The organism is Stutzerimonas stutzeri (assembly GCF_024448695.1).
GTDB lineage: Bacteria > Pseudomonadota > Gammaproteobacteria > Pseudomonadales > Pseudomonadaceae > Stutzerimonas > Stutzerimonas stutzeri_T.
In genome coordinates this window covers 1-1,232 of sequence record NZ_JAMOHY010000056.1, presented here as the reverse complement: position 1 = coordinate 1,232, position 1,232 = coordinate 1, and the positions used below count along the sequence as shown (strand labels likewise).

Here is a 1,232-nt window from a genome sequence, read left to right as displayed (position 1 = left end):
GCGACATCCACCCTTGTATCTCGACTGCAGCCTCTCAGGAGGCGATAGTCTCCGACTGATCACCGGAGGGGAGAGTGCAAGACGTATCCACCCTTAAGCTTCGAGCTTGTAACGTAGATAGCGCTGCACTCCTCCGCACTCATCCAGTAAGTCCGAACGGTATCTTGAGCTGCGAGCTCGCATCAGCAAGGTTGGACGGATGCAGTGACGATCTATCCGCTTACTGAGGAGGAAAACCATGGCCATCGTCGTTGGCGTCGACATCGCCAAACACACATTCGACATCGCGACCTTGCAAAGCAACGGTAAGTACCGCACGAAAGGCAAGCTGAGCAATGACTCAACAGGCTTTGAGGTGCTGCAGCAATGGCTGCTCAAGTACGCCGAGCCGCAGGCATGGATCGTCATGGAGGCTACGGGCATCTACCACGAAGCCCTGGCCGAATGGCTGCTCGCGCGAGGTTACCGAGTGTGCGTCCTTAACCCGGCCCAGGTTGCCTATTACGCCCGTAGCCAGTTGCAGCGGGTGAAGACCGACAAGGTCGACGCCAAGCTCATTTCCGATTATGGCAGTCGGCATCAGGCCGAGCTGCGTGCCTGGCAGCCTGATCCACCGTCCATTCGGCGCCTCAAAGCCCTGGTGCATCGTTTGAAGGATCTTCAGGAGCTGGAGCAAATGGAACAGAACCGCTTGGACGTGACCCGCGAGACCAAGGTCAAGGAGTCGATCGACTCGGTTCTTGAGCATTTACGTCAGCAAATCGCCGAGACGCTGGAGGTGATCAAGCAGCATTTCGACGACAACGATGACTTGCGCGGCCAGCGTGACCTGCTCACGAGCATCGACGGCATTGCTGACCGGACGGCAGCGCTTCTGCTCGCTGAGCTGGGGGACGTTCAACGCTTCGATAACAGCAGGGCTGTCACCGCCTTTGCGGGACTCAATCCCAAGCTACAAGAATCGGGAAAACTCAAAGGGCATGTGCGGATTTCCCGCATGGGGTCGGCCAGGTTGCGCGCAGGGCTCTACATGCCAGCCATTACGTCCATGAGCCGTAACCCTGCTATTCGGGCAATGGTCGAGCGAATGAAAGCCAGAGGCAAAGCCGGCAAACAGATCGTCTGCGCGGCGATGCGTAAGTTGCTCTGTATTGCCTATGGCGTACTGAAATCCGGTGAACCGTTCAATCCCAAACTCGCTATTGCGAAGTGACGGGCAAGACGGTATCTAC

General features: G+C 57.2%; 1 protein-coding gene. It reads left to right on the top strand.

Features of this window, described 5'->3' with window-relative positions; genetic code table 11:
* Nucleotides 1-238: 238 nt before the first annotated feature.
* A complete protein-coding gene (locus NAV32_RS17555; protein ID WP_256054059.1) occupies nucleotides 239-1,213 on the top strand; it encodes an IS110 family transposase in 975 nt (324 codons plus the stop codon).
* Nucleotides 1,214-1,232 lie beyond the last annotated feature (19 nt).